The organism is Vibrio azureus (genome assembly GCF_002849855.1).
Taxonomy (GTDB): Bacteria; Pseudomonadota; Gammaproteobacteria; order Enterobacterales; family Vibrionaceae; genus Vibrio; species Vibrio azureus.
Genome location: NZ_CP018616.1, coordinates 1,700,977 through 1,723,033 on the forward strand (window position 1 = coordinate 1,700,977; position 22,057 = coordinate 1,723,033).

Here is a 22,057-nt window from a genome sequence, read left to right on the forward strand (position 1 = left end):
TGTTACTCCATCATTTTTTCAATCGGTAGTACGAGAATTGAGCTCGCACCCAGTTCCTTTAGCTGTTCCATGGTTTCCCAGAACAAGTTTTCAGTACTGACCAAATGAACCGCGACTTTTTGTTTATCAGCTGAAAGTGGTAATACAGTGGGATCTTCTGCTCCCGGTAATAGCATTTTGATTTGCTCTAATTTATCTGCAGGAGCATGTAACATAATGTATTTTGATTCTTTTGCTTGCTGCACTCCTTGTATTCGAGTGAGAAGCTTTTCAATCAGTGCCACTTTGTCTGCGTCGAACTCACCTGTGCGTTGAATCAGTGTCGCTTTTGATTTGAAGATAATTTCAGCTTCTTTAAGACCGTTCGCCTCCAGCGTTGCACCAGTAGAAACCAAGTCAGCGATGGCATCAGCCAAGCCAGCACGAGGAGCCACTTCCACAGAACCAGTTAGCATACATGTAGAAAAAGGAACACCAGCTTGATCCATATAAGCTTTTAGCAGTTGTGGATATGTCGTAGCGATACGTTTGCCCGCTAGATCTTGAGGGCCGTTGTACTCTTCGTCTTTATTAATAGCAATAGACAAACGACAACCACCAAAATCAAGACGACGAAGTTGAACAAACTCATACGGTTCCCCTAGCGCTTTGCGATCTAGACGAACTTCTTCCAATTCATTTTCCCCAATAAAGCCTAAATCAACAACACCATCCATAATCAAGCCAGGGATGTCGTCATCACGAACCAAAAGCAGATCTATAGGCATATTTTCAGAATGAACCACCAAGCGTTCACCTAAAAGATTAAACTTAACACCACACTTTTTTAATAGTGCTTGGCTCTCTTTACTAAGGCGACCTTTTTTCTGAATAGCAATTCTTAAACGTTGTGTTTGCATGACATTTCCCTGTGCAATATGTTAAAAGTTAAGCGTTTTATAAAGTAACGATATTAAAAAACCCTCGGGAGGTATTGGCCTCCCGAGGGTTGAAATTTATCTAACTTTTAATTTCATCTCCGGGAGTATCCTGCCTCCCGGGTATGCGTACATCTCCCGAAAGACTAGATTGGGTGATGGTGGTGATGAATGGTTGTGATTAGATTACGCATACTTTTTTAGGCTCAATAATGTTGCTCTGTTAAAACACATTAACTAAGCCATTTATTTTTTTCAACCCTTTATTTAAGAAAAATTGATATCTTTGTATAAAAAAAGGAAGACCTGCGTCTCCCTTTATAAAACATCCCGTTATACGTCATTACTTATATTTGATAAATAATTACTTATTAATACAAGATTCCATCTTTGCTTTAGAAAACCAAGACATAGCGACACATACTAAAACAAAAGTCAAAGAAGCAGCAGCAAAAGACAATGCGATGGATGCCGTCATACCCAGTACAATGAAGCCGATACAAGCAACAACAGCAACCGACAATGCGTAAGGCAATTGAGTAGCAACGTGATCGATATGATTACACCTTGCACCTGTAGAAGAAAGAATCGTGGTATCAGAAATTGGAGAACAATGGTCACCAAATACTGCACCCGCAAGAACAGAACTAAGCATTGGTAACATTAATGCAATATCCGTTGCTGCTGCCATGTCTCCAGCAATTGGTAACATAATCCCGAACGTACCCCAAGATGTGCCAGTAGAAAATGCCATTAAGCCCGATAACAAGAATAAAATAACTGGCAACCAGTGTGGGTTAATGTTTCCTTGCGTCATGCTGGAAAGGTAAGAACCTGTTTTCATGTCACCAATTACAGAACCGATTGTCCATGCAAAGACAAGAATCAAGATCGCGCCAAACATAGATTTAGCGCCAATCCAAAGTGTTCGAGTTATTTCAGATTTCGCTAGGCCCTGTCTAAATACGGTAAATAACGCAACAACCAGACCTAACGTACTACCATAAATCAGAGAAGTACCTACATCTGTATTTTCAAAAGCGCCCAATAGGTCAAAAGCTTTACCTTGATCAGCTAATGCTTCTGAGCCAGTAAATACCATCGAAGTTATCGTTGCTACGATGAGCACAACAATCGGCATCACAAGATCTGATATTTTGCCTTTTTCACTTTCGCGGATATCAAGCTCTTCATCGAGTTGATGAGCTTCTTTCATGTCTGTCGCATCGTCGCTTTCAAAGCCACGACCTTGAGAAGCCTCGATTTCTTTACTGCGCATCTGCCCGACATCTAAGCCAAACCAAATCACAGCAAATACCATAAGTAACGCGAACACAGCGTAAAAGTTCATAGGAATAAGACGAACATAAGCACCGAGTGCAGAGTACTCAGTCACACCATGTGAAACTAAGATGCCACCGATGATAGTGATGATGTACGCCCCCCAACTTGAAGCAGGCATGATGACACACATTGGTGCTGCTGTAGAATCGAGGATATAAGCAAGCTTGGAACGAGATACATAAAAGCGATCAGTAACAGGGCGTGAAATCGCACCAACAGCAAGACTATTGAAATAATCATCAACAAAAATAAATACACCAAGGAAAGCGGCCAAGAGTTTAGCCCCACGCTTACTTTTGACTCGAGCTTGGGCCCACTCAGCAAAAGCTCGAGTGCCTCCAGAGAGAGTAAGCAATGCCGTTGTCATTCCAAGAATAATAAGGAAACCAACGATACTCATGTTCCAAGTATTAATACCACCGTCTTCAATGAAAACAGAGGAAACTTGAGCACGAACATACCTAAAGGAGTCATCAATAGACCCGTTATTTAGTAAGAAGGCGCCGAGTACAATACCTACGCCAAGAGAAACCAAGACGCGGCGAGTAAAAATAGCTAAGGTCAACGCAACGATTGGCGGTAACAATGAGAGTGGAGAATGTGCAAAATCTAATAAATTCATGATCTTCAAAAACCAAAGTTTGGCTAGAGATCTACTGCAGACAAAATGTGGTTTCACAAAACACATTTATGTTGAACTTAGCGACAGGGAAGCGAACACTTCAACCCAACCCTACAGTAGCGCTCCATAGTTTAATGTTTATATACTATGGCAGTGTTGTTCCTTTCGGAGACAACCCCAGCAAGTGATTTTGATGAGTCACCTACTTCGGCAGCCTCGCCTTTTACTATTATTCATTGGCATCACCCCAATAATAGCGACTCTTCGAGACTGCACCTCTACGGCAAAAGCGAACAATTAACTTGAAAGCATACAATCTTTCAACAATTATTTTGCACTTTTGCATCAGGTACTGCTCATTGTACTCAACAAACCTTGCATTGCAACACATTACGCCAAATTAAATGAATAACAATTAAATCATTCACCAAACAAATGTGATCAGAATTTAGGTTTGAATATTTTTGGATATTTCTTATTGTCAATTATGAAACATCACTACTACTTTCTAAGATGTAACAAAGTATTTATTGCATACCAAAAAATAACAACTGAGTTATGAAATCCAACACTACCATTATTGTAAAAAAATATGACTTAAGTTCATTCTTGGTAATAGATGACACTAAACGAAGCAAGATTTGTGAATAAGATAGTTATCTAGAATGTTTAATAACGACAAATAACCTAAATAATATTGGCTCAAAGCATAAAAATGCGATAAATTTAAAAAAAATCTTAAATTAGTATTTGCACATATGAGAAAGATAAAGTTAAATATAAGAACTTAATCTTTGAAATCCGGATTTACACCGACTATATCATTTCGATAAGGTCAAAGGTGTGAACCCCTTAAATCTATAAATAGGAATCGTTATGTCTGAACTGACTAAAACTCTTCTAAATATCCGTAGTCTTCGTGCATTCTCTCGTGAATTGACACTAGAACAATTAGAAGAAGCACTAGATAAATTAACAATCGTTGTTCAAGAGCGTCAAGAAACTGAGCAAGCAGAACAAGAAGCACTAGCAGCTCAAGAAGCTAAACTAGCTGCTATTGCAGAGCAAATTGCTCAAGACGGTATCGATGTTGCTGCTCTTATTAGTGCACTGGCTGGTGAAACGAAAACTAAAGCGAAGTCAAAGCGTGCTCCTCGCCCAGCAAAATACAAATATGTAGATACAACTGGCGAAGAAAAAACTTGGACAGGTCAAGGTCGTACTCCTTCAGCTATTCAAGAACAACTTGATGCGGGTAAAGCTCTAGAAGATTTCTTAATCTAATCGAATATAAACTGTTTATTTATAAAAGGACCTCACATTGGTCCTTTTTTATTATATCTTTATAGAAATAAAAATGACGCATTAATCGCGTCATTTTATTTAACTGTTTTCATTAATTAAAACATATAATTAACGTTCCCAATATGCTTCCTCAAGGCTATCTTCTCTCTCAGGCAACCCGCGAGAAAGACGAGGTGAATGCTGAACAAGTACTTCATAACTTGCACGGTTTGCATATTTACAAACTTGCGAGAAAGAAGAATATGTCAAATATTCGTTAGTATGTTTACTCGAGTTCGGAACATTTTCTTTATGATATTTATTTGCCGCCATATCATGAAGAACAGCAGAAAGAGCCGCATCACCCGCCCCGTTAGTATTTTTTATTTTTTCAGGCCCCCCCATGTATGGTGCGATATGCGAATAAACTTTTATTGCACTCGCGCATGACTCTTGTTTGGCTGGGCGACTGAATTCGTAACGGTTAAACTCCGCGATAGAGCCTGGCAACAGTGGCAACGACGTCTCACGTTTTGTGCTATCTTCAGTATACCCGGCCATAAATAGCCCCACTGGACCTGCGGTACATAAAACTAAGTCTGTCCAATCAAGCGCTTTATCAGACGCTGCAAGTGGATCAGATTCACCCGTCAATGCTTCCGCTTCATCTTCATTCATGGCAACAACAGAAACATGTTCTCTAATAAAGTCTTGCCAAAACTCAGGATCATCCTGAATAACAAACTTAGTGCCCAACGTTAATACAACAGGCACATCATATTTTTTGGCGTAGCTAATCGCCCTCATAGTCGCTTCAGGCATTGGATCACCTGCTTTACAACGAACTAAGTAAGCGGTTAATACTAGGGCTGATGCATTAGCAAAAATATGCTCAGGAATATTGTCTGCAACAAGTTGGTTCATTTGACCTTCACTGATTGCAAAAGTCCGTTCACCATCTTCTGTAATCAAAGCAAAGCATCGACCGATTGCACCATCGACACCTTGTAAGTGATTCAAGTCCATTCGACTGGATGTATTACATAAATAACGGTACCCATAGCTACCGATCTTGATATCTTGGCTCATTACTCCAAGCAAGGTTGAACGATCATCAGCAAGCACCGAGTAATTGTGTAAGGTATTACCAATGGTACCGCCTGCATATTCATTAGTAATCAGGTTCTCGTCTTTCAATTGCTGATATAACGCTTCTGCTTTTATGTCATCAATAACAAGCGAATGACCTTTACTCAAACCATACTTTTCAATGATATCCGTTGTTACCTTCGCTTCAATATCAACCAAGGTTTGATCAATACCGATGACATGAGTACGTGTCATTTTCTTGCTTTCTTGTGCTTGTGTTACGAGCGGGTCACGCGCATGAACAGGAAAATAATGCTTTGATTTGCGTTGTCCAGGAAATTTCATATTGTTTGTCTGAGTAAGGGAAAAAATAAAGGCCGATTCTATAACGCTTGCATAATAGCAGCAATAACGACCATTATAGCAAACGTTTGCGAGGTGTTATTTTATTTATATAATTTTATTCACCTTCCATAAAACTTAAGTCAGGCAATTGATTGAGGTGAACCGTATAACGTTTTAGATCAAATTGCCCCGCATTTTTCATTATATCAAACACTTCAATAGACATTGCACACGCCATCATGGCCACGGCATCTTCGCGTGATGTGCCCGTCATCATTAAACGCATTAACGTTTCTTTCACTTTAATAGGGTTACCATCTTCAAGTTGATTTTCTATTATTTCAAGGAGTTCACTTTCTTGAAGAAATTGGTTTTCTTGAGTCATTTTGCTGAGTTCCACTTGTTTTTTAACAATCATACCATATATATAGTCAAGTCATCTCAAGATGCCATGTTCATCAAAACGATCGTAGCTCTCAGGCACACATATCGTTTTTGTAAAGCTTGTCGGTTCTATGAGCTATATCGTTTCAGTAAACCATATTGTTTCTATAAATTATACTGCTTCTATAAATCGTCGTGCTTTACGATACATACTCAAAGCAATTAATTATGATAAATCAGTCGTTGTTTACTAGACACTGATTTTAATCTCGGATCTGTCACCGGGATGCAGACTCTGCTAGAATCTTCATCCCGTTTATCAAAGTGGTGTTTAGTAATGTCTGATAACAGCCAAAAGAAAGTCATTGTCGGCATGTCCGGCGGCGTTGATTCCTCTGTTTCCGCGTATCTTCTACAACAACAGGGTTACCAAGTTGAAGGCCTGTTCATGAAGAACTGGGAAGAAGATGACAATGAAGAATATTGTACAGCAGCAGAAGATCTTGCTGATGCTCAAGCAGTATGTGACAAACTGGGCATTCATCTACACACCATCAATTTTGCTGCTGAATATTGGGACAACGTCTTCGAGTACTTCCTAGAAGAATACAAAGCAGGTCGTACACCTAACCCTGATATTCTTTGTAACAAAGAAATCAAGTTTAAAGCTTTCTTAGAATTTGCTGATGAAGTGCTTGACGCGGACTATATTGCAATGGGTCACTATGTACGTCGCACTTTCCCAGAAAATACAAACTCAAGCACTGAGCAAGCCCAGATGCTACGTGGTTTAGACAGTAACAAGGATCAAAGCTACTTCCTCTACACACTGAGTCACGATCAAATCGCTCGTAGCTTATTCCCTGTTGGTGATTTAGAAAAACCAGAAGTTCGCCGTATTGCAGAAGAACAAGGGTTGATCACGGCGAAGAAAAAAGACTCTACTGGTATTTGTTTTATTGGCGAGCGCAAGTTTACAGAATTCCTTGGCCGCTATTTACCAGCACAACCTGGCCATATCGAAACTCCAGATGGTGAAGTGATTGGCCAGCATCAGGGCTTGATGTACCACACACTAGGTCAACGTAAAGGCTTACACATTGGTGGCCGAAAAGGTGGCGGTGGTAATGAAGAACCATGGTTTGTTGGTGAGAAAGACTTAAAGCGCAATGTACTTATTGCTGTACAAGGCAAAGACCACCCAATGCTGAAATCAGAAGGCTTGTTCGCCTCGCAATTACATTGGGTTGATCGCCAACCGATCACTGAACCGATGAAGTGTACAGTCAAAACACGCTACCGTCAGGAAGATATTCCTTGTACCGTGATTCCAGTTGATGACGAAAACATTAAAGTCATCTTTGATGAACCACAAATTGCAGTCACACCGGGCCAATCTGCTGTATTTTATCAAGGTCAAGTGTGTCTAGGTGGTGGTATTATCGAGCAGCGTATTAAATATTCTCAAGCCTAGGAGCGTTACGTGGCAAATACACTTTACGATCGTACTATCGCTTTTGCAGGTATCTGCCAAGCGGTGGCTTTAGTTCAACAAGTTGCAAGAAATGGTCACTGTGATCAAGATGCCTTTGCTACCTCAATACAAGCGATTCTAAATACTTCACCAGCAAATACGTTAGGCGTTTTCGGTCGCGAAGCCGATCTTAAGTTAGGCCTAGAATACTTGGTGAAAGGCATTGATAGTACACCGGCAGGTAGCGAAGTCACTCGTTATCTGATCAGTATTATGGCCTTAGAAAGAAAGCTTACAAGCAGAAATGATGCCATGTCTCAACTAGGAGACCGCATTCAAATGGTGCAGCGACAGTCTGAACATTATGAGCTTCTCGATGATCAAATGCTGAGCAATCTTGCCAGTATCTACTTAGATGTCGTAAGCCCTATTGGACCTCGAATCCAAGTCACTGGCACGCCTACTGTCTTGCAACAAACGAGCTGCCAACAAAAAGTTCGTGCTTTGTTGCTCTCGGGCATTCGTAGCGCCGTTCTTTGGCGCCAAGTTGGTGGTAAACGTCGCCACTTAATCTTTGGCCGTAAAAAGATGGTTGAGCAGGCACAAATACTGCTCGCTCGCTTATGATGTTAATGCTCGCAATAAAAAGCGAGCTTTAATTTCGACTAATCATCAGCTCAGCGCAAACGTTTGCGCAATGTTCGTGACAATTGCCACGGTTATTGGTATAAAGCTCACGAAATTTAAAAACCCAATTCAGGAGAACATCATGGAACTGTCTGCATTAACTGCTGTTTCCCCAGTAGACGGCCGTTACGGAAGCAAGACTATTGCGTTACGCGAAATTTTCAGTGAATACGGTCTACTAAAATATCGAACTATCGTTGAAATCCGCTGGCTTCAAAAACTTGCTACTACTGCTGAAATTCCAGAAGTGCCTGCATTTAGTGCAGAGGCAAACCAATTCCTAGACAACTTGGCTGCCAACTTTTCAGAAGAAGACGCTCGCCGCATTAAAGAAATCGAGCGCACAACCAACCATGACGTCAAAGCGGTTGAATACTTCCTAAAAGAGAAAGTTGCTGACGTTCCTGAACTGCACGCAGTAAACGAGTTCTTCCACTTTGCATGTACTTCTGAAGACATCAATAACACATCACACGCCCTAATGCTTAAAGAAGCGCGTGAGAATGTGATTCTTCCAGAAATGCGTAACCTAATTGACGCGATCAAAGCACTCGCAGTGGAATACCGCGATATTCCTCTTCTATCTCGTACACACGGCCAGCCTGCTTCTCCATCTACTATGGGTAAAGAAATGGCAAACGTGGCGTACCGTATGGAGCGTCAATTCAAGCAAATCGAAAACGTTGAGATCCTAGCGAAAATCAACGGTGCAGTCGGTAACTACAACGCACACCTTTCTGCTTACCCAGAGCTAGATTGGCACAAGTTCTCTGAAGAGTTCATCACTGAGTCTCTAGGCGTTACTTGGAACCCATACACAACTCAGATCGAACCACACGATTACATCGCTGAACTGTTCGACGCTATCGCTCGTTTCAACACTATCCTGATTGACTTCGACCGTGACGTTTGGGGTTACATTGCATTAGGCCACTTCAAGCAAAAAACCATTGCTGGTGAGATCGGCTCTTCAACTATGCCTCACAAAGTTAACCCAATCGACTTTGAAAATTCAGAAGGTAACCTAGGTCTTGCAAACGCTGTGTTTGGTCACTTAGCTCAAAAACTGCCTGTTTCTCGCTGGCAACGTGACCTAACTGACTCAACAGTTCTGCGTAACCTTGGCGTTGGTGTTGGCTATGCAATCATCGCTTACACTTCTACGCTTAAAGGCATCAGCAAGCTAGAAGTCAACCGTGAGGCTCTTCTCGCTGAACTTGATAAGAACTGGGAAGTACTGGCAGAACCAGTACAGACTGTCATGCGTCGTTACGGCATCGAAAAGCCATACGAGAAGCTAAAAGAACTCACTCGCGGTAAGCGTGTAGACGGCGAAGCAATGCGTAACTTCATCGACGGCCTTGAGCTTCCTGAACACGAAAAAGCACGCCTGAAAGAGATGACGCCAGCCAACTACATCGGTCAAGCAATTGAGCTAACGGATAAACTCTAAGCCGGATCATATAAAGCGTTATCGGGTTGGTGAGAAGTCACCAACCCTTTTTTGTACCTATACAAACCTCATGATAATCTACTAAGCTCATGATGTTCTAAGTAACCATAAGATGCTGTATTCAGTTCTGGATTAAGATTCGTTCAGTTATGAATGGGAAGATATCATCATTCTTCGGCTTGCTTTTGAAAAAACAACGTAATGCTGCCAACCTCTAATCCGAATTTCTTAATTTTAGTCAGATTAAACACATGATTGTCGTCTTGTCGATATAGCCAATCATCCAATGACACCGTTACTTCCGAATCATCCAGTTGCAACGTAAAATCATATTGCCATCGCAGTGCATTACCGACTTCCTCACCAACTGCAACGCCCACAATATCGTCGGCCTCCCCCTTGTAGCGACCATTTTTCAACCGATTAATAACCCAAACTCTTTGACTTTTTTCTCCGTCATGAAACTGAAAATCCTCAACTAATCTCAGTTGATTACCTTCAACATGTCCAACGATATCTACGTCGAAGCGACGAGTTTGTTTATCGGTAAAGTCTTGTACCATTCCCCAAGCTTTTACATGACCATTAAAATAACCGAATAGATCAAATTTCGGGGTACTTTGATGATAATCATCAAGCTCAGCAGAGCATGCAAGAAGAAAAATGGATGAAAGCAAAACCAAATAATGAGCAAATCGTCTTAGTTTTATCACTATTTCTCCCTACCTATTAACTGTTTACGAAGCTTCGGATACTCAGTATTCGGCGATAGCCAAATCGATAAAAAAGCATCATTAAGCTGTTCATCACTCACCGTTCCAACGGGTTTGAAAGGCCCTGTCCCTACTTCTCTATGTAATAACTGGCCTGTTGTGCCGTTGGTCAAATACACTAGAGCATCTCCTTCTTTTATATTCGGGAACATGCTCTGAAGCTTTTCTCCCCAACGGCTTCTTTTTCCTTGGCTAAACCCTAACTTTTCCCACTGTTCGTCCGTAGCTTCGAGTAATTGCTCTTGTGTAATGTCTCTTTGATATAACATCTCTAGAGCAAAAGGATGAGGAGAAATATCAGTAGAGACATGATATTTACCTGTCGGCGACATGAGTCGAGAGATGTAAATATCAAACAACAGCCAGCTTAATTGAGCCTCTCCAACCGTCTTCCATTGCTGCCAATGTCGCTCATGCTTGTGACTATCTGCTGAAACACTTTGAGAATATGAGAAACATGAAGCCATCGATATAACAGAAGCTACACCACACATGGCAATGTTGAGGATTTTTTTAATCCGACGTCTACGATTCATATTCATCTCGACACACCTTTAATATTAAAAGCATCAATAAAAACCATTCAATGAGTATAATCGTTATTGACATAAATACACTGAACCCAAACGAAACCGCACCGAGACTTGAACCAGCAAAATAACTGACGCCTCCTCCTAAAGCACCGACTAGACAGACCAAACTGGCTCTGTATTTGAGTAAAACCACTTGAAATTGACAGGCATACCAAGCGAACAAAAACCACAAACATAATAACCAGAGAGGTAATGTTTGACTCGGGAAGACAAAAATAGACACTTGCTGGTTTAAAGTGTCTAGCAACCAACCTATGACAGTAATTTTGCTGATCATTTTCAATGAGTGAGGGCTTCTAATAGCGCAGTAACTCAGCGTCAATAAAGCAAGCGTTAAGGTTAGCCACTGCCAACCTTCCGTCCCTAACACCGCAACAAACCAACAAAGTTGAAACCAAAGCGACTTAAAAAATAAAAGCATTTGTATTTAAGGCCGTTGAAGAGTCAGGTGTACAGCACTGATTGTTCGAGCTAAAAAGCCTCCTTCACAGTAACTTAAGTAATAACGCCACATACGTACAAAGCGATCATCATAACCGAGAGCCGAGACTTTACTTTGTGCCTGATTAAAACGCTGATGCCACTCATTAAGTGTCTTGGCATAATCCAACCCAATATCAAACAGGTCTCTAACCACAAAGTCACTGTACTTGGTCGTCGCCTGAGTTAATGCGGTAATAGAAGGTAGGAAACCACCTGGGAAAATATATTTTTGAATAAAATCAACACTATTACTGTAATAATGATAACGCTGATCAGCAATAGTTATCGCCTGTAATGCCATCACACCACCTGGCTTGAGTAAAGATTGGCATACCTGAATATAAGATGGTAGATACTGCTTGCCTACTGCCTCTATCATTTCAATTGAAACCAATTTGTCATACTGCCCGCTTAAGTCTCGATAATCTTCTTTAAGCAACGTAATCTGATCCATTAAACCTCTTTGTTTGATCAGTTCTTCGGTATAAAGGTATTGTTCTTCAGAAATCGTCGTAGTGGTTACCTGGCAACCATATTTCTCTGCCATATAGACCGCCATCGCCCCCCAACCGGTACCGATTTCCATCACGTGATCCGATGATTTCAGTGCCAATTGTTGACATAGCCGCTCCATTTTATTGATTTGAGCCTGTTCTAAGCTATCACTGTCTTGAAGGTATAAAGCCGAGGAGTAGAGCATTCTTTCATCAAGAAACGTCTCATAAAGCGCATTGCCTAGATCATAATGGGCATGAATGTTCTTACGAGCATTTTGTTGAGAGTTTCGTTTCATCCAATGACTCAACTGATAGAACATTTTTGTTAGCCAACTGCCCTGCTGCTCAAGTTGATCCAGAGCCCGAATATTGAGTGCGAATAATTTCATCAATGCTGTCAGGTCCGGGCTATCCCACCAGCTATCCATATAAGCTTCACCTGCTGCAATACTGCCACCTTGTAAAATCCGCGAGTAAAATCCAGGGTGCTTGACCTCAATTGTCGCTGCAGCAAGGACACCATTGTGTTCAAGCATCTGGGTTGCGAATCGTTCACTCCGCTCTGTCGTGCCTGTTTTAAAGCTCTCTATAATCGTCAGGCAACCTATTTCCATTTTATCCAAGCAGCGAAAAAGCAATGTTCGCGCGGCTTTTTGCGTTGCTGTTAGCTCTGTTGGCATAACCATTGAGGAGGTATTTAACATTCAGACTTCTCCTTGTATTATTCTTTATTCTTCTAAAGCTTAATGAATCGTTGAAAAAATGAGAGCAAATGTCTGATAAGCTTAAAAGTCAGACTTAACGAGTTATTAACTTGAACCATTCATCAAGTTATTAAAACATGTGCTATTTGGGCGGTTTTTCTCCGTTCTTAAGATATTTAGGATGCGAGTAAAACGGTGCCCCTTTTACCCAAAGCTTTAATGCATGCCAATAGATACCCACCATCACTTTTACCGTTTGAATAGGAGTTAAAACTAAACAGCGCAACAGTGATTGGCTCGAAAACGGCTTTGCTTTCATTGTCATTGTGGCATCGAAATGCTTCACTCCTTTGTGACATTCAAGGTGAATACTTAACCTGTCAGTCAATGGTTTAATTCTCCAGTGATAGCGTTGCTCAATTGGGTTGAACGGCGAAACATGAAAAGCTTTGTCCTGTTTCCAACCACATTTTTCATCATGCTCGTTGGCGGAAATTGCATAATAGTGACGTTCATTCCAAGGTGTATTACTCACTTCCGCAAGTAAATATCTCCACTCTTCGCAAGAGTCATACACATAATAAAAGTTCACGGGGCTAAAATAGAGGCCAAGATAACGTAAGTGGCAAACAGCAATGACTTTGCCCGTAACGCGCTCCCCAGTCAGTTGCGCCACTTTGTCTTGTACCGAACGCTTGAGACAACCTTCGCCAATATAGTCATTGCGTTTAAAACGCGCCCAATGCCACCAGCGAGAGCCAAAACCCCATACCTTCTTCTCCAAAACTTCTAGCTCATCCAGATCAATCGCAGGCATAAAAAGTGAGTAATTAAGTGAATGCTCTACTGGAGTAAACCTTCGGTGACGAACATTACCTATAAATAAACGACTGTTCATTTGGCGCGCCATATTAAGCCGCACCTTTCTCTAACACATTGGTTGAACAATGTTGATATTTTTGCTCAATACTTTTAACGACGTCTAAAGCGCTGCGAACACCATCTTCGTGAAATCCGTTATACCAGTAAGCCCCACAAAACCAGGTGTGGCATTGACCTTGAATTTCCTCTTTTCTTTTCTGCGCCGCTATTGATTCCATGGTGAAAACAGGATGATGATAAGTAAAAGCTCGAAGGATTTTATTTGGATCAATTTTATCTGTGCTGTTGAGTGACACATTGAAAGTCTGCTCGGAATCAATGTGCTGAAGAATGTTCATGTTGTATGTCAACGAAGGAAGGCGTTTTTGCTCTGCTTTGCTGCCATCCAATAAATAGTTCCATGAAGCCCATGCCGCGTTACGACGTGGTAATAAGGCAGTATCAGTGTGAAGCACAACCTCATTAGCTTGATATTTCATACCTCCTAAAATGTCCTGTTCAAGCAAGCTGATATCGTCTAACAGTTTGAGAGCTTGATCACTGTGACAAGCAAAGATAACATCATCAAACCACTGCACCCTGCCATGTACAGTAATCGCAACACCTTCATGAGTTCTGGTAACCTTTTCTACAGGGCTTTTGAGCAGTATTTTATCGGCAAAGCCTTGCGTTAAAGGGGGTATGTAGGCCCGTGAACCCCCTTTAATCACATACCATTGTGGACGGTCTGTAATATCAAGCAGTCCATGATTTAGAAAAAATCGTAAGAAAAACATCAACGGGAACGCACGCATGTCAGCAAGAGTCGAAGACCATATAGCCGCGCCCATCGGCAATATATAGTTATCAGAGAAAAAAGGACTAAAGTCATGCTCATCTAAAAACTCACCCAATGTCTGATAATCTGAGCTATGTTCATGAGCAAAGGATTTGGCCAACTTGTTGAAACGCAATATTTCAAAGATAAACCGATAGAATCGTGGATTAACCCAATTTCGCTTTTGTGCAAAAAGAGTAGACAGCGTATGGCCGTTGTATTCTAACCCGTTGCCATCGTTTCTGACACTAAAGCTCATTTGAGTCGGAATGCCCTCCACGCCAATATCATTCATCATTTTTATGAAGTTTGGGTAAGTCCGGTTGTTGTATACAATAAAGCCAGTGTCGATAGCGTATGATTTACCATTCACATCAACGTCTACCGTCGCGGTATGGCCACCAATGTAATCATTTGCTTCAAACACTGTAATGTCGTGATGTTTGTGTAAGTAGTACCCACAGGTCAGGCCTGAAATACCCGTACCTATAATGGCAATTTTCTTTCTTCCGTTAATACTCATTTATTTTCCTTTTGTGAAACCAACTTTGAAGCAAACCAAACTTGCCAACTGTATGGAAGGAGGGAAATAAAGCGCAAGATGCTAGTGAACCTAGCAGGAAAGTAGATGTCGCTTTTGTTTGCATTAAGTTGCTGTCGGATTGCCTTTGAAGCCTGCACCGCCGTGACAATCATGGGCATGTCAAAAGTGTTTTTGTTCGTCAAACGGGTCTCAACGAAGCCAGGAAAAACAGTAACAACTTTAATACCTTTCACTTTTAAATCAGTGGCTAAGCTTCTCGCAAAATAACTGATTGCGGCTTTTGAGGCGCCATAAGCTTCTGCCCTAGGTAAAGGCATTTCTGAGGCAATAGAACCAACGATGACGATTTTGTGCCCTTTAACGAAGTACGATTGACAAGCTTCAATACAATTCACAACGCCCAAGACATTCACATTCATCACTCGTGCCATAAGTTTCGCGTCAACGACACCATCGTCCATATACTCACAATCGCCCGCATTAAAAACCCAAACCTCAGGAACAAACGGTAGTGAAGAGAGCGTGCTGACCGTGTCTTCATAATGCGTAACATCAAATCGTAAAGTGAAAATATTTTGAGAGGCGTTTTTTAACTCTGAGAGCACCGATGAATTTCGACCGCATGCAATAACATTCCAGCCTTGCTGCGCATAATCTAGTGCCAACTGTTTGCCGATGCCAGAAGTTGCTCCAGTAATGAGAATCGATTTTTTACTCATTGACCTAGTCTCTTCTTCACTGCTTTAACCACAGAGCCTAACAAAGGCAAGTTTTCGTAGAGCATCTCACCAAGGTCAAAATAATCTCGGTGATAAATGACTCTCTCATCTTGAAACCTAAGATGAGAGACTCCTTTGACTTCGATAGTCGCGCCTTTTTTAAGCTTGGGATGCTGCAATCTCATTGTCCAGATTAAGAAACCGACATTCCCCATCTGCTGGTGTTCATGGATCTCAAAATCACAACGAGTCACATTGGTATAGAGGTTATCGAAATAACTTTTCAGAGCATTCCAGCCTTCCAAGCGGTGAGCTGCATCTTCGAAAGTCACATTCGGATGGTAAAGCTCTTCCAGTGTGTATAAATTTGATTTATTGAGTTTTTCATAAACATTGCCAACTGAATGAATGTCCATTCTACCGCTCCTGTATCACACCACAGTTGTACAAAATTATCATATGTATAAGATAGACTAATTGGATAAGTTGTACAAAGTCATTTTTATTTCCAAAGTGATACGCAAGTTAATAATGAAACGATCAACAGACACAAAAAAGGCTTGGTAAAAAACCAAGCCTTTTCAGAAAATTACTAGGAGCTCGTCACTCGACCTGATCCGACCGACAAAAATCAGTATTCCTGATTACGCAATGCTGCAATTCGTTTATCAAGAGGTGGGTGACTCATTAACAGCTCAGTCATTGTTTGCTTACCGTTGATACCAAACGCCATCATCGTTCCATCGAGCTGAGATTCATGGCTCATTTTCAAACGCTCCAGAGCCGCAATCATTTTCTCTTTGCCAACTAACTTAGCAGCCCCAGCATCAGCATAGAACTCTCGATGACGGCTGTACCACATAGTAATGAAACTGGCTAAGAAGCCGAATACGAGTTCCAACACCATGGAGACGCCAAAATAAACCATCATGTTGGAACCTTGGCCTTCTTCATCGTCATTGGATGAGACAATATTAGCAATAAAACGGGATAAGAAAATGACAAATGTATTCACTACACCTTGCATCAACGTCATTGTTACCATGTCACCGTTAGAGATATGACTGACTTCATGCGCTAGTACCGCTTCAGCTTCATCACGCGTCATGTTGTTTAATAAACCTGTCGAGACCGCGACAAGTGAATCATCTCGTTTTGCACCTGTCGCAAATGCATTGATATCAGCAGCATCATAGATAGCAACCGTTGGCATACCAATACCCGCTTGCTGTGCTTGACGCGACACAGTTTCGAGCAACCAGTGCTCTGTTTCATTACGTGGGGTTTCTATCACCATTCCGCCTACAGAGCGGAGTGCCATCCCCTTTGACATCATTAATGAAATTAATGCACCACCAAAACCAAAGACTGCCGCCATGACTAACAAGCCAGAAAGGCTACCCGGTTTCATTCCTGTTACAGCATAAACAATATTCAAAACAACACTCAGTACGAGTACAACAGCTAAGTTGGTTGCTAGGAATAACATAATTCGCTTCATTACTTTTCTCCGAGGAAGCTTATTTTTATCAAGTAAATTGATTTTAAACGCTTTCTTTAATATTTGTGCCTAAACAGGTTAGGAAAAAGGCGTTCCTATTTCAACCTATGTTATCAGGCTTATACCCAAGTGACTTCAAGATGCTTGATTCAGAGCGAGGTCACTGAGTCGAATTCAAGGAAGACAACGAAGCGGAATAGTATTCTATTTCCAAGTTGTCTGACGCAAGAAGTCGGCTCAGTGACACGCTCCCAAAGGGCGAGCGACCTTAACTCTCAGACTTTGTTAACGATTCTCAATGTAGAACGACTATATCTTCGAATCGTTGCCGCTCCTGAGAGTTAAGGTCATCTCGCTGAACACAGTATCTTGAGGTTACTTGGGTATATACCCAAGTGACGTCAAGTTGTCGACTAAAAACAGCAAATATACTGCTGATATCCCCAGTTTGGACCCAGAATAACCTCAGCAAATAGAGATTCTAAATTCAATGCTGCTCAGCCCTGTGCATATTGAAATCACTTGGGTATAGATATAGCCATTCGGCAATAAAAACAAGGCGGAGCAATAAATTGCAACATTTGTTTTCCAAACAGAACAATTATACCCTACTACATCGCTTCTGCATCAAGCATCTGAGGTCACTTGGGTATTGATATTTATCATACGCTATAGACTTTGGTCTTATTGTGTCATGGTGTGAATCTGCTAGATTCTGATTATATGAACAATATGGAACATGCCGACGAATAAAAGGCAGTTCATAATTTCCATGGATTGAGGGAAACATCATGGTAGAAACTAACGACTATCAAATGGCTATTGATTTACTACGTTGTCACCTAGGCATTTCAGAGGATGAAGCAAAAAAACAACTGGGTATCTCAACAGATGCACAAATGACACAACGTATTACTGAAACACAGCAAGCGATCATGGGGCTTAATCAAGACGTTTAATGATCCGTTCACAAAAGGGCTGCGAAAGGCAGCCTCTTTTATTTGCACTAAATATTCAAAAAAACATCAAGATTAATATACTTACCTAGTTCATTATGTTTTGTCGCTGGAATATAAGGTATTTCACCCAGCTTAGGAGCACCTAAACGCTGCTCCAACAGATCGATGATCTCAGAGTAATGTTCTGTACCTGGGTTAACTCGATTCGCTATCCACCCCACTAAATTTAACCCATCTGATTTGATGATTTCTGCAGTTAACAGAGCGTGATTGAGACAGCCAAGCTTTATACCCACCACGAGTACAACCGGTAACCCTTCCTGCTTCACCCAAGTTGATAAACTGTCATTATCTGATACTGGGACACGCCAGCCACCGGCCCCTTCAATAAGTACGACATCTGCCTCAGATTTATGCGTTGCTAAGTTATCGCTCAGCACCTGAAAATCGATATCTATTCCCGCGTCATGTGCAGCAATATGTGGCGATGCTGGTAGCTCTAAAGCATATGGGTTAACCTGCTCATAGGGGGTCTCTATGGTCGCTTCATTTTGCAGGTAAATCGCATCGGAATTTCGCCACCCCTCCGAAGTCAAATCGCAACCAGCAGCAATAGGCTTATAGCCCACCGTTTTGAACTCATATTTTGCTAGTGCTTGCAACATCGCTCTTGAGGCGACGGTTTTGCCTACATCAGTGTCAGTCCCAGTAATAAAAAATGCATCAATCATAAATTTATCGTTCCAAAACCCACTTGATATGTTGCAGGTAATAAGCCTTGTTCATTTTTAAATGTTTGATACGTACTTTCTACTTGAAGCAAAGAGTGATAACTGGTTAGCCCATGAGAGCGACCTCTGACAACATTCGCCCCAATGCCTTTAAGATCGCGCATCACTGCAAAAGCAGAATCGTACCAAACGGTGATAGCCTGCAAGTCTAAATGGTACTTCGCACCCTCCGTTTGAGCGAGAGCAAAGTTTAATTGGTTTGAAGTCATAAATTGGTTTACATGTTGATGGGAATCAACTTTTGCCCACGATTGTCGTAACTCATGCAACGAACCATCCAGCAATACAGAAAATACACCTTTACCCGTTGTTTTTAGTATTCTATTTATCTCTTGTATCGGTCTAGTAATATCCGTACACCACTGTAAAGCAAGGCTAGAAAAAACATAGTCAAAACGGCCCGCAGAGAAGGGTAAATCTTCGGCATCGGCTAACACGTAATCAATGCCCGCTTCACCACAACGTTGCCTCGCTTTTTCTAACATGGGCTGTGCTATATCAACACAAACCACCTCAGCACCACGAGCAAGTAACAATTGTGAGAAGTACCCCGTGCCTCCACCTAAGTCTAAAACTTGTTTGCCCGTTAAATCCAAAGGAAGTTTATCAAGTAGTCTGTGTCCTACATCACGCTGAAAAGACGCGTGCTTATCATAAGAATGCGCGGCTTTACCAAAAGCATGAGCTATCGCCTGCTTGTTGTATTCTATCGGACTACCAGAATCTAATTTCAAATCGTTGTGATAATTGTTCTCCTGACTATATTGATTTGACGGATTATCGTTGTTTAAGGGATTGCAGGTGTTTGACGAATTACAGTTACTTAAACGATTACAGTTATTTAACCGATCATAGTTATTTAACCGATCACAGTTACTTGACTGCTCAACGTTTTGGGGTTGATTAAAGTGTGGTTTAGAGAGTCCCATTACTGTGCTCCCAGTGCTTGCTGCAAAACGATTGATAAGGCTTTGATTTGCTCTTTAGTATGATTGGCTGTCAACGTAATACGTAAGCGTGCCATACCTTGTGGTACTGTCGGAGGTCGAATAGCCGTCACCCAAACCCCATTTTTACGACATTCTGCTGCCACAGCGAGTGCTCGCTCACTGCAACCAATAATAAAGGGCTTTATTGGCGTATTGGTTGCCACATATCCAGGGGTTCCTTGCAGTGAATCTCGATAGTAGTGACTTAATTCAAGCAATTTTTCTCTTCGCCAATTTTGGTTCTGGATGAAGGAAACCGCATGAGTTAATGCGTAGGCTTGAGCGGGAGGAATGGCCGTAGAATAGACATGGTGACGAGCAAACTGGGTCAAAAAATCACCTGTTGATTGGTCACACAATATGGCAGCCCCAGCCAAGCCAAATGCTTTGCCAAAAGTAACGACGAGGACCTCTGGTTTCAAGCCCAAGTCTTCACACGACCCTGCCCCCGTTTTGCCCAATACACCCACACCATGAGCATCATCAACAGCCAGCCAAGCCTGCTTTTCACTTACTGCTTGAGTCATCTTCTCCAATGGTGCTTGATCACCATCCATACTAAATACGCCCTCGGTGACGATAAGTTGATTACTTTCTTCCGCCATAAGTTTTTTGAGATGGCTAACATCGTTGTGCCTAAAGCGTAACATTTTGGCTGGTGATAACATGCCAGCTTCGATGAGTGATGCGTGATTCAAACGGTCTTGAATCACAACATCTGATTTATCCAACAAGGTAAATAATAAAGCCTGATTAGCACTAAACCCTGAGCCGAAAAGTACTGCTCTTTCATACCCAAACCACTCAGTGAGTGAAGCTTCTAAGTTACTGTGAGCAGTACTAAACCCGGTTACCATCGGTGAAGAACCACTGCCACAACCATAGACACTGAGTCCTTGCTGCCATGCTTGAACTAAGCTTTGCTCGTTGGCGAGCCCCAAATAGTCATTACTTGAAAAGTTAATAAAGCGTTTATCTTGAAATTCAATAATCGATTGATTCCCGGTAAACACCACATTCATTGACCGCTCCAGCCCTTTACTTTTACGCTCGGCTAAAGCGGCATGAATCTTAGACTTAAAGGCTGGCATCATAGAACATGTCGTCTTTTGTCGGTCGTGCTGCGATGCGCTCCACCACGCGGTCTAACAATGCACTCTCCTCTATTTCATCTGGCTTTTGCGATACGCCTTGACGATTAATCCCCAATTTTTTGAACAGCAATAAATCTTTGTCTTCCGAAGGGTTTGGCGTGGTCAATAATTTGCAACCGTAAAAAATTGAATTCGCACCAGCCATAAAACACAAAGCTTGCATTTGTTCGTTCATATTTTCACGCCCAGCAGAGAGTCTCACTGCGGAAGAAGGCATCATGATTCTCGCAATTGCAATCAAACGAATGAAATCAAAGGGTTCAACATCATCCACGTTTTCTAAAGGTGTGCCTTTTACTTTGACCAACATATTGATCGGAACACTTTCCGGGTGTGTGGGCAAATTGGCTAACTCCACGAATAGACCCGCTCGATCATTCATGCTTTCTCCCATGCCAATAATGCCACCAGAACAAATTTTCATGCCAGCATCGCGAACGTGTGACAGCGTATCCAAACGATCTTGATAAGTCCGAGTAGTAATGATGTTGCCGTAGAATTCAGGAGAAGTATCAAGGTTGTGATTGTAGTAGTCCAAGCCAGCCTCTGCGAGATGCTTCGCTTGCTCAGGGGATAGCATGCCCAACGTCATACACGTTTCTAGCCCCATCTGTTTCACACCTTTAATCATGTCGGTTAGGTAAGGCATATCGCGCTCTTTTGGATTTTTCCAAGCTGCCCCCATGCAAAAGCGTGTTGAACCTGCATTTTTCGCTTTTTGCGCCGCATCTAAGACGCGCTCGACTTCCATTAACCGTTCTTTTTCAATGTCAGTGGTATAACGTGCACTTTGAGGACAATATTTGCAGTCCTCTGGACAAGCGCCTGTTTTAATCGAAAGCAATGTGCTGACTTGAACGTGATTGTTCAATTGATATTGACGATGCACAAGTTGAGCTTCGAATAAAAGATCCATAAAGGGCTTTTCCATTAACTCTCGCACTTCCGCGTGCGTCCAATTATGACGAACTTCCACATCTCTTCCTTATTCATTTTACATGATGTGTTGACAGTCTAACCACTCTCGATAAACTGTCAACACATCATAACAA

The 22,057-nt window shown here is 41.7% G+C and carries 22 protein-coding genes, 1 riboswitch and 1 other annotated feature; of the genes, 5 read left to right on the forward strand and 17 right to left on the reverse strand.

Going from position 1 to position 22,057, the window contains the following annotated elements; all coding sequences use genetic code 11:
- Nucleotides 1–2: 2 nt before the first annotated feature.
- Nucleotides 3–899, reverse strand: coding sequence for an ATP phosphoribosyltransferase (gene hisG / locus BS333_RS07760; RefSeq protein WP_021711054.1), 897 nt, complete (start codon nucleotides 897–899; stop codon nucleotides 3–5).
- 52 nt (nucleotides 900–951) lie between these two features.
- Nucleotides 952–1,088, reverse strand: a sequence feature (His leader region).
- A 193-nt stretch (nucleotides 1,089–1,281) separates the two neighbouring features.
- On the reverse strand, nucleotides 1,282–2,883 hold the full coding sequence (locus BS333_RS07765) for a Na+/H+ antiporter NhaC family protein (protein WP_021711055.1): 1,602 nt from the start codon (nucleotides 2,881–2,883) through the stop codon (nucleotides 1,282–1,284).
- Between the two features lie 109 nt (nucleotides 2,884–2,992).
- Nucleotides 2,993–3,172: riboswitch (Lysine riboswitch) on the reverse strand.
- A gap of 587 nt (nucleotides 3,173–3,759) precedes the next feature.
- Between BS333_RS07765 and BS333_RS07770 the strand changes: the two genes are divergently transcribed.
- A complete protein-coding gene (locus BS333_RS07770) occupies nucleotides 3,760–4,167 on the forward strand; it encodes an H-NS family histone-like protein (protein ID WP_021711056.1) in 408 nt (135 codons plus the stop codon).
- Between the two features lie 129 nt (nucleotides 4,168–4,296).
- Here BS333_RS07770 and BS333_RS07775 read toward each other — a convergent pair whose 3' ends face one another.
- Both BS333_RS07775 and BS333_RS07780 read right to left on the reverse strand, forming a co-directional pair.
- The gene (locus BS333_RS07775; RefSeq protein WP_021711057.1) at nucleotides 4,297–5,601 is read right to left on the reverse strand and encodes an inosine/guanosine kinase; all 1,305 of its coding nucleotides are present in this window, start codon (nucleotides 5,599–5,601) and stop codon (nucleotides 4,297–4,299) included.
- Nucleotides 5,602–5,716: 115 nt separating this feature from the next.
- Nucleotides 5,717–5,986 (reverse strand): hypothetical protein, encoded by a 270-nt coding sequence (locus tag BS333_RS07780; RefSeq protein WP_033004266.1) that lies wholly within the window; start codon nucleotides 5,984–5,986, stop codon nucleotides 5,717–5,719.
- 336 nt (nucleotides 5,987–6,322) lie between these two features.
- Between BS333_RS07780 and mnmA the strand changes: the two genes are divergently transcribed.
- The 3 genes from mnmA to purB all read left to right on the forward strand — a co-directional run bounded on the left by mnmA (nucleotide 6,323) and on the right by purB (nucleotide 9,599).
- Nucleotides 6,323–7,459 (forward strand): tRNA 2-thiouridine(34) synthase MnmA, encoded by a 1,137-nt coding sequence (mnmA, locus tag BS333_RS07785; protein ID WP_021711059.1) that lies wholly within the window; start codon nucleotides 6,323–6,325, stop codon nucleotides 7,457–7,459.
- 9 nt (nucleotides 7,460–7,468) lie between these two features.
- Complete coding sequence (gene hflD, locus BS333_RS07790; protein WP_021711060.1) at nucleotides 7,469–8,086, forward strand: high frequency lysogenization protein HflD; 618 nt, start codon at nucleotides 7,469–7,471, stop codon at nucleotides 8,084–8,086.
- A 142-nt stretch (nucleotides 8,087–8,228) separates the two neighbouring features.
- Nucleotides 8,229–9,599, forward strand: coding sequence for an adenylosuccinate lyase (purB, locus tag BS333_RS07795; RefSeq protein WP_021711061.1), 1,371 nt, complete (start codon nucleotides 8,229–8,231; stop codon nucleotides 9,597–9,599).
- A 167-nt stretch (nucleotides 9,600–9,766) separates the two neighbouring features.
- Here the strand turns inward: purB and BS333_RS07800 are convergent, their stop codons facing one another.
- The 9 genes from BS333_RS07800 to htpX form a co-directional block, all read right to left on the reverse strand.
- Nucleotides 9,767–10,312 carry a DUF3833 domain-containing protein gene (locus tag BS333_RS07800; RefSeq protein ID WP_021711062.1) on the reverse strand — a complete coding sequence of 182 codons (546 nt, stop codon included), beginning with the start codon at nucleotides 10,310–10,312 and terminating at the stop codon, nucleotides 9,767–9,769.
- Nucleotides 10,312–10,908, reverse strand: coding sequence for a chalcone isomerase family protein (locus BS333_RS07805; RefSeq protein WP_418369069.1), 597 nt, complete (start codon nucleotides 10,906–10,908; stop codon nucleotides 10,312–10,314). Before BS333_RS07805 ends, BS333_RS07800 begins: the two co-directional genes overlap by 1 nt.
- Nucleotides 10,898–11,386 carry a DUF2878 domain-containing protein gene (locus BS333_RS07810; protein ID WP_021711064.1) on the reverse strand — a complete coding sequence of 163 codons (489 nt, stop codon included), beginning with the start codon at nucleotides 11,384–11,386 and terminating at the stop codon, nucleotides 10,898–10,900. The genes BS333_RS07805 and BS333_RS07810 overlap by 11 nt, the downstream gene beginning before the upstream one ends.
- Nucleotides 11,387–11,392: 6 nt before the next feature.
- Nucleotides 11,393–12,649 (reverse strand): SAM-dependent methyltransferase, encoded by a 1,257-nt coding sequence (locus tag BS333_RS07815; protein ID WP_021711065.1) that lies wholly within the window; start codon nucleotides 12,647–12,649, stop codon nucleotides 11,393–11,395.
- 142 nt (nucleotides 12,650–12,791) lie between these two features.
- On the reverse strand, nucleotides 12,792–13,559 hold the full coding sequence (locus BS333_RS07820; protein ID WP_033004265.1) for a DUF1365 domain-containing protein: 768 nt from the start codon (nucleotides 13,557–13,559) through the stop codon (nucleotides 12,792–12,794).
- Between the two features lies 1 nt (nucleotide 13,560).
- The gene (locus BS333_RS07825) at nucleotides 13,561–14,871 is read right to left on the reverse strand and encodes an NAD(P)/FAD-dependent oxidoreductase (RefSeq protein ID WP_021711067.1); all 1,311 of its coding nucleotides are present in this window, start codon (nucleotides 14,869–14,871) and stop codon (nucleotides 13,561–13,563) included.
- The gene (locus tag BS333_RS07830) at nucleotides 14,868–15,611 is read right to left on the reverse strand and encodes an SDR family oxidoreductase (protein WP_021711068.1); all 744 of its coding nucleotides are present in this window, start codon (nucleotides 15,609–15,611) and stop codon (nucleotides 14,868–14,870) included. Before BS333_RS07830 ends, BS333_RS07825 begins: the two co-directional genes overlap by 4 nt.
- Nucleotides 15,608–16,027, reverse strand: a complete 420-nt coding sequence (locus BS333_RS07835) for a nuclear transport factor 2 family protein (protein WP_021711069.1) — start codon at nucleotides 16,025–16,027, stop codon at nucleotides 15,608–15,610. Before BS333_RS07835 ends, BS333_RS07830 begins: the two co-directional genes overlap by 4 nt.
- 215 nt (nucleotides 16,028–16,242) lie before the next feature.
- Nucleotides 16,243–17,112: a protease HtpX gene (htpX, locus tag BS333_RS07840; RefSeq protein WP_021711070.1), complete on the reverse strand. Its 870-nt coding sequence runs from the start codon at nucleotides 17,110–17,112 to the stop codon at nucleotides 16,243–16,245.
- Nucleotides 17,113–17,903: 791 nt separating this feature from the next.
- On the opposite strand from htpX, the gene BS333_RS07850 reads away from it, so the two are divergent.
- Nucleotides 17,904–18,071 carry a hypothetical protein gene (locus BS333_RS07850; protein WP_021709487.1) on the forward strand — a complete coding sequence of 56 codons (168 nt, stop codon included), beginning with the start codon at nucleotides 17,904–17,906 and terminating at the stop codon, nucleotides 18,069–18,071.
- 47 nt (nucleotides 18,072–18,118) lie between these two features.
- Here BS333_RS07850 and bioD read toward each other — a convergent pair whose 3' ends face one another.
- Genes bioD through bioB form a run of 4 tightly spaced genes read right to left on the reverse strand, consistent with a single transcriptional unit; the run spans nucleotide 18,119 to nucleotide 21,981 of the window.
- The gene (gene bioD / locus BS333_RS07855) at nucleotides 18,119–18,802 is read right to left on the reverse strand and encodes a dethiobiotin synthase (protein WP_021709488.1); all 684 of its coding nucleotides are present in this window, start codon (nucleotides 18,800–18,802) and stop codon (nucleotides 18,119–18,121) included.
- The gene (bioC, locus tag BS333_RS07860) at nucleotides 18,799–19,791 is read right to left on the reverse strand and encodes a malonyl-ACP O-methyltransferase BioC (RefSeq protein ID WP_021709489.1); all 993 of its coding nucleotides are present in this window, start codon (nucleotides 19,789–19,791) and stop codon (nucleotides 18,799–18,801) included. The genes bioD and bioC overlap by 4 nt, the downstream gene beginning before the upstream one ends.
- Nucleotides 19,791–20,942, reverse strand: coding sequence for an 8-amino-7-oxononanoate synthase (gene bioF, locus BS333_RS07865; RefSeq protein ID WP_021709490.1), 1,152 nt, complete (start codon nucleotides 20,940–20,942; stop codon nucleotides 19,791–19,793). Before bioF ends, bioC begins: the two co-directional genes overlap by 1 nt.
- The gene (bioB, locus tag BS333_RS07870) at nucleotides 20,929–21,981 is read right to left on the reverse strand and encodes a biotin synthase BioB (protein WP_021709491.1); all 1,053 of its coding nucleotides are present in this window, start codon (nucleotides 21,979–21,981) and stop codon (nucleotides 20,929–20,931) included. The genes bioF and bioB overlap by 14 nt, the downstream gene beginning before the upstream one ends.
- Nucleotides 21,982–22,057: the final 76 nt, after the last annotated feature.